The sequence below is a fragment of the Nocardia amamiensis NBRC 102102 genome, assembly GCF_001612745.1.
Lineage (GTDB): Bacteria > Actinomycetota > Actinomycetes > Mycobacteriales > Mycobacteriaceae > Nocardia > Nocardia amamiensis.
Window position 1 is genome coordinate 20,953 of record NZ_BDBA01000184.1, and the last position, 6,289, is coordinate 27,241.

A 6,289-nucleotide genomic window follows, 5' to 3' on the forward strand; every position below is an offset into this window, starting at 1 on the left:
AAGTGTGGAATGAGCGTGCGCAGCTGGCCCCAGGTGCTCGGGACCCTCGCCGACGGTGGCGACCTGGCGGCGGACGACACGGCGTGGGCGATGAACGAGATCATGTCCGACAACGCCACCCCCGCGCAGATCGCCGCGTTCGGTGTCGCCATGAAGATCAAGGGCCCCACGCCCGCCGAGCTGACCGGTCTGGCCGCGGGCATGCTCGACCACGCGCGGCTGGTGGCGATCGATGGCGACGCGGTCGACATCGTCGGCACCGGCGGCGATCGCTCCGGCTCGGTGAACATCTCCACCATGTCCTCGATCGTGGTGGCCGCCGCGGGCGTCCCGGTCGTCAAGCACGGCAACCGGGCAGCGTCGTCCAAGAGCGGCGGCGCCGACGTGCTGGAGGCGCTGGGCGTGAAACTCGTGCTCGGTCCCGAGGCGGTGGCCCGCTGTGTGCGGGAGGTCGGCATCGGATTCTGTTTCGCGCCCGTCTTCCATCCGGCGCTGCGGTACGCGGGAGCGGCGCGCAGCCAGATCGGCATTCCCACCGTCTTCAACGTGCTCGGACCGCTGACCAACCCGGCGCAGCCGCGCGCGGGCCTGGTCGGGTGCGCGTTCCCCGATCTGCTGCCGGTGATCGCGGGCGTATTCGCCGAGCGCGGCGCCAGCGCGCTGGTCGTGCGCGGCAACGACGGTCTGGACGAGATCACCACCTCCGACACCACCACCGCGTGGATCGTCTCCGGCGGCCGCACCCGCCAGGCGACCATCGATCCCACCCGGATCGGCATCCCGCGCGTGCAGCTGGACGCGTTGCGCGGCGGCGACGCCGAGGTCAACGCGGGCGTGGCGCGGGAGGTGTTCGCCGGCGCCGGCGCGGCGGTGCGTGACGCGGTGCTGCTCAATTCGGCTGCCGCGATCGTGGCCTACGACTGGTCGCGCGGCGAGGGCGATCCCGATGCCGACCTGCACGACGCGCTGGCCGCGGGCATCGACCGCGCCGCCGATGCCATCGACACCGGTAAAGGGGCCGCGTTGCTGGATCGCTGGGCGAAGCTGACGCAGACGCTCGGCGACAACTGACCCCCACCGCGGCACGCTGTTCCCCGACCTGCGGTATCTGCCAGCCTGCGGTGGCTCCCGGCCTGCGGCAGCTCCCCCACCGAGGCCGCAGCTCGCCGTGGATCACGCCGTGTGGTTTACCGGTGCGCTGGTGCTGCATCGCCACCCGGCTGTCGAGTTCGCCGAGCCAGGCGGCCGTGGGGTCCATTCCGCCGCGCTGGCCTCCAACACGCCGTCTCGAGCGATCGCGCCGGTCAGCGTGGGTGCGCCGGATAGGGTCACACCCGCAATCCGGCGCGTAGCTCTGTTCGTCGGGCGCCGCGCCGGTCGATTCGACCGACGAGGAGCACAGACTTGCGATATACGGTTTCGGCGCTCGGTGTACTCGCCGCCGCTGGCATCGCCGCCGCGCCTTTCGCGGGGGCGGCCACGGGAGTTCTGATCATCGACAACACGACCTATCGGGAAGCGACGGGCTGCCTGCACGTCGGCGACGGATCCGATGTGGAAGTGCGCAACTACACCGACACCGTGGTGCGGATCTACGACTCTCCCGAATGCTCCGGTGATGTGGTCGACATACTCGAGCCCGGCGAGCGCGACGTCCTCCCGGCCTACAGCGTCGATATCGAAGACTTCGAAGGCTGAGCTGGGGCTACTCCCCCAGCGAGAAACCCGCTTCGACTTCGGCGCTCGAGTACGACTTGAACGCGATGTGTGTCGTCGTGCGCGCTACACCGGGCGTTTTGTCGATCCGGCCGGTCACCACTTCGGCGATCTGCTCGTGATCGCGCACCCGGACGATCGCGATCAGGTCCACGTCGCCCGCGCACGAGTACACCTCGGCGACGCCCTCGGTGTCCGCGACCGCCTGCGCGGTCTCCGGGATGCGGGCGTTGTCGGCGTGAATCAAGACGATCGCGGTAATCATGGTGCTCAGCCTAAGCGGTCCAGGTATGCCTGCTCGGTCGGTTGGGCGCGTGCGGCGGCGTCGGCCAACTCGACCCAGCCCAGCCACCGCGCCGCGCCGTACATCGGCTCCCGATACCCCTCGCTCGTCCGTACGATCCGCACCCCCGGCCGCGCCAACCAGCGCACCACCACAGCGACTTCCTCGGGCGAGGCGCCACGCAACGGCGGAGCGTCCGCGGGCGACCAGGTGTGCCCCCACGGGTCGGCGTTGAGCCCGATCCCCCTCACCGCGTCCAGGCGCGGCCCTGCCGGTGGGGCGTAGTTCAGATGCAGTCGTACCGGAGAAGCGTCGTCCGCGCCGGGGACAACGGTTTCGGCGGCGGAAACGATCTGCTCCACGATCGGCATCGGCGGCACTCCGCGCGGCGCGGTACCGGAACCGGCGAGGCGACCGTATCGGATGACCGTGAATTCCCAACCGCCGTTGCCGTCCGGGTGCGCGGCAATCAGCTCGGCGATTCGCGCCACCGCGGCGAGTCGCTGGGTGCGATGCAGCGCGCGCAGCACCAGGACAGCACGGTCACGTAACCGCGCCGCTGCCTCGAAATGCTCGGCGCGCGAGTGCGTTTCGATTCGGTCGAGCATGGCCCGCAGCGGCGCGTCGGAGCCTCCGGCGAACAATGCGCGCACGAGTGCGGGCGCGGACGCGTAGTCGGCTGTACTCAGCGAGCTTCCGTCCGAGCCCGCCGGGCAGCCGCCGACGACCGCGGGCGGGCATCGGTGGACCGCGCCGCGAGGGAGCCGGGTGGTGCAGGTGCGCAAGCCGGTGAACTCCGCGATGATCACGCCCAGGTCCACGGCGTCGTTGCGGGAGTTGAACGGCCCGAGCGCATCCCCGGCCGGTTCCCTTACCACGGAGAAGCGCGGGAACGGCTCGTCGGTCAGGGTGAGCCACCACGCCCGCTTCGGGAACTTCGACCGCCGGTTGTACGGCGGGGTGTGTGCCACCAGCAGCCGCAGTTCTCGCACCCCCGCCTCGAGCGCGTGCGCGCACACCACGTGATCGACCCGAGTCGCCAGGGACACCATCTCTTTCATCCGGCCCCTGGTCTCCGAACCGGTGAAGTAGTTGCGGACGCGGCGGCGCAAGTTCACGGCCGTCCCTATATAGAGGACTTCGCCGGAGGGACCGCGGAACAGGTACACCCCGGGGGCGGCGGGCAGATCCGCGGCGAGGAAACGCTTGGAACGCTGCCGGGGCGTCACGTCGGGCAGGTAGTCGAGCAGCTCGGTGAGGCTGTGCACGCCTTGGTTGCCGACGCGGCCGATCAGCGCGTGCAGTACGTCCACGGTCGCACGCGCGTCCTGCAGGGCTCGATGGGTCGGCTGGGTGGTGGCGCCGAGCAAACGGGCCAGCGCGCTCAGCCGTACCGAGGGCGCTTCGTCGCGTCCGAGCACACGCCGCGCGAGCTTCACTGTGCACAACACCTGCGCCGCGGGCCACGGGGTCTCGCACTGCGCGGCGGCGGCGCGCAGGAACGCCATGTCGAACCGGGCGTTGTGGGCGACGAGCACCGCACCGGCGGCGAATTCCAGGAAGCCGGGCAGCACCGCCTCGATCCGCGGGGCGCCATACACCATCGCGGTGGTGATCCCCGTGACGTGCACGACCGCGGGCGGTATCTCGCGTCCGGGATCGACCAGTGTGCCGAACTCCCCGAGCACCTCTCCACCACGCACCTTGACCGCGCCGATCTCGGTGATGCCGTCGGAGCCCGGGCTGGTCCCCGTGGTCTCCAGGTCGACCACCACGAACGTGGTCTCGTACAGAGGCGTATCGAGTTCGTCGAAGGCCAGTTGTTCGGCGGCCGTCGCGTGCGGCGCTGGGTCGGGCACGGCGTGCAGCGTAGGACCACGGTCCGACAGAAAACTGGGCATGCGATCACGGCACGAAATGTCCGAATGACACCGTGCGAATTCGGTGGCGATACCCGGGAAATGATCTAGAAATGCACAAAAGAGACGCAGATCACACAATAGGCGAAATCTGTATCAAACATTGAGGCGCGTCCGGCAATGCGCGATCGGTCACGCCCGGGCGTGTCGGCCAGCCCCCTCCGCACGACGCGCACGGGCGTCACCATACCCGGTTCTATGCCAGTTTTCCCCGGCCTACCTGCCGAAATGCCCCCAAACGGGGGTTGGACGCACAGTGGACTCCACCTGCTCCGGCACGGCCGCGAAGTCCGCCATTTCACCGTCGTTATCTTTTCGTGATTGCCTGGGACATATCTCACACCGGTTCGCCCGCAAATTGCGCGGACAACGGCATTTCACATGCCGTGGGCTTTACAAATGACCGTGATGTCTTCGTAACCTTTTCGAGACCTCACGGAGCACGACGAAGTCCGCGGCACCACCGGGTGCGGCGTCGTGAGGCAGATGAGGAGTACCGCATCATGACGACCAACGCCGTCAAGCGTCAGGCACAGCGTGTTGTTGCCGCCGGGGCCGTCGGCGCTGCCACCCTCGGCGCGTTCCTGCTGCCGGCCGCCCCCGCTTCGGCCCAGCCGCTGACCATCCCCGGCATCGGAACCATCGATGTTCCGAACGAGATCCCGGTTCCGCAGGGTGTCCCCGGTCTCGAGCTGCCGGGCCCGGCTCCGCTGCCCTTCGCCGCCCCCAAGCCGACGGGCGAGATCGCACTCGACGCCGCCCTGAGCAAGGTGGGCTCCCCCTACGTCTACGGCGCCGCTGGCCCCAACGCGTTCGACTGCTCCGGGCTGGTGCAGTGGTCCTACCGGCAAGCGGGCCTCGAGCTGCCCCGCACCAGCGGCGCGCAGCTCGCCGCGGGCAGCCCGGTCTCGCTGAACGACCTCCAGCCGGGCGACCTGGTCTCGTTCTACGGCGGCGGCCACTCCGGCCTGTACGCCGGTGACGGCAACATCGTGCACGCCGCCACCTCCGGCACTCCCGTGCAGGTCGCGCCGATCTCCTCGATGCCGATCGCCGGCGCCCGCCGGTTCTGAGCCGCCGCTGGCCGGGCCACACATAGTGGCCCGGTCGCAGGGCGGACGGCGTGGTCGATTCGTTCTCTACTGGACATCGCTACACGCCGTTCCGTAACCTAACCGAGACCTTTCGCTGAGTACCCCGGGTTCGCACGTGGCAAACTTCCGGGTTCGACGAAGGCCTCTGCGTCGGTTTCACGAGAGATCGCTTCACGAGAGAACGGGGCACCACGGGCTGTGGCTGAACATCACCGGAGACAGCGCACGAAACGTCTGGTGGGAGCGACGCTCGCAGCCGGGATTCTGACCACGGGGCTCTGCGCCGGTGGTCCCGCCGGAGCCGACCCGGTCGCGCTTCCCGCGACGGCCTCCGAAGCCGTGCAACGCATGATCGACCTGTCCCGCCAGTCCGAACAGCTCAATCAGCAAGCACTGGACGCGGAGACGGAGCTGGACGCCAAACTCGTCGTCCAACACGACGCCGAAGCCAAACTCGCGACCACCCAGGACGCGGTCGACCGCGCCCGCGACGAGGTGCGCCGGTACCAGCCGGTCATCGACCGCACGGCGATCGCCGCCTACCAGGGCGCACGCACCAACCGCTTGTTCGCCGTGCTGGTCAGCGACTCACCGCAGCAACTGCTCGACCAGATGTCCACGCTGGACGTGGTCACCGCGCAGACCTCAGCGCAGCTCGACAAATACAAGAAGGCCACCGACGCCGCGACCGCCGCCGAATCGACGGCCCGCGCCGCCGCCGACACTGCCCGTGCGGCTGCCGACAAGGCCGACGCGGTACGCAGCGATCTGGACAAGAAGCGCAACGACCTGGGCAGCGCCATCGCCGAAGTGGTGCAGGCATGGAGCGGGCTGTCGGCCACGGACAAGTCGGCGCTGGCGGGTTCGCCGTTCCCACCCGGCTACGACCGCGACACCCTGCTGCAGGGCTTGGTCCCCGGCAGCGGCACCAGCGCCCTGGCCGCCGGGCTCACCCGCGTCGGCGACCCGTACGTCTGGGGCGCCACCGGCCCGTCCCAGTTCGACTGCTCCGGCCTGGTCCAGTGGGCGTTCAAACAGGTCGGCAAGACCGTGCCGCGCACCAGCTCCCAGCAGGCCGCCTACGGCACACTCGTCGCCAAGAAGGACATGCAGCCCGGCGACGTCGTCTTCTTCTACTCCGACGCCTCACACGTCGGCATCTACGCGGGCAACGGACTCATGCTGCACGCCTCCACCTTCGGCGTCCCCGTCGCGGTCGCACCCCTCGGCTCGACACCGTTCCACTCGGCTCGGCGATACTAGGCGTCGTGAGCGAG

General features: G+C 69.4%; 6 protein-coding genes. 4 read left to right on the top strand and 2 right to left on the bottom strand.

The features are described from left to right. Positions 1-9 precede the first annotated feature (9 nt). Positions 10-1,071: an anthranilate phosphoribosyltransferase gene (gene trpD / locus NA4_RS28965; protein WP_067477009.1), complete on the top strand. Its 1,062-nt coding sequence runs from the start codon at positions 10-12 to the stop codon at positions 1,069-1,071. A 333-nt stretch (positions 1,072-1,404) separates the two neighbouring features. After that, a complete protein-coding gene (locus tag NA4_RS28970) occupies positions 1,405-1,698 on the top strand; it encodes a hypothetical protein (protein ID WP_067477012.1) in 294 nt (97 codons plus the stop codon). 7 nt (positions 1,699-1,705) lie between these two features. On the opposite strand, the gene NA4_RS28975 is transcribed toward NA4_RS28970, so the two are convergent. Both NA4_RS28975 and NA4_RS28980 read right to left on the bottom strand, forming a co-directional pair. After that, the gene (locus NA4_RS28975; RefSeq protein WP_067477016.1) at positions 1,706-1,981 is read right to left on the bottom strand and encodes an Lrp/AsnC family transcriptional regulator; all 276 of its coding nucleotides are present in this window, start codon (positions 1,979-1,981) and stop codon (positions 1,706-1,708) included. Positions 1,982-1,986: 5 nt separating this feature from the next. Then, the gene (locus tag NA4_RS28980; RefSeq protein WP_067477057.1) at positions 1,987-3,858 is read right to left on the bottom strand and encodes a DEDD exonuclease domain-containing protein; all 1,872 of its coding nucleotides are present in this window, start codon (positions 3,856-3,858) and stop codon (positions 1,987-1,989) included. 563 nt (positions 3,859-4,421) lie between these two features. Between NA4_RS28980 and NA4_RS28985 the strand changes: the two genes are divergently transcribed. Together NA4_RS28985 and NA4_RS28990 are read left to right on the top strand one after the other, a co-directional pair. Continuing rightward, positions 4,422-4,991: a C40 family peptidase gene (locus NA4_RS28985; protein WP_067477060.1), complete on the top strand. Its 570-nt coding sequence runs from the start codon at positions 4,422-4,424 to the stop codon at positions 4,989-4,991. Positions 4,992-5,249: 258 nt separating this feature from the next. Then, positions 5,250-6,275 carry an NlpC/P60 family protein gene (locus tag NA4_RS28990; protein WP_067477019.1) on the top strand — a complete coding sequence of 342 codons (1,026 nt, stop codon included), beginning with the start codon at positions 5,250-5,252 and terminating at the stop codon, positions 6,273-6,275. Positions 6,276-6,289 lie beyond the last annotated feature (14 nt).